The following is a 247-nucleotide window of genomic DNA, read 5'->3' as shown; positions in this document are numbered from 1 at the left end:
AGGAAACGGCCGCGGCCATCGTTGCCCTGCGGGGGAAGAACAGGTAAAATGTCGCGATCCTTCACGCGCGCTTTCATCTGTTGCAAGAAGGTCGCGCCCAGTCGACCCGACCCCCTCTGGCCTGCCGCAATTAACGGCGATCAACCAGGCGCACCAAACATGACCGAAAAAATCATCCTCGCCTCAGGCAGTCCGTTCCGCAAGGCGATGCTGGTCAATGCCGGCATCGACGTCGAAGCCGTCCCGG

The 247-nt window shown here is 61.1% G+C and carries 1 pseudogene; it reads left to right on the top strand.

Annotation, left to right across the window (positions count from 1 at the left end):
• Positions 1-48 precede the first annotated feature (48 nt).
• Positions 49-247 (top strand): annotated as a pseudogene (locus CKW40_RS45305) (hypothetical protein); the annotation flags it as partial.

It is taken from the genome of Mesorhizobium carmichaelinearum, assembly GCF_900199455.1.
GTDB lineage: Bacteria > Pseudomonadota > Alphaproteobacteria > Rhizobiales > Rhizobiaceae > Mesorhizobium > Mesorhizobium carmichaelinearum.
Note: the sequence above shows the minus strand (reverse complement) of the source record. Positions and strands in the feature narration are given on the sequence as shown.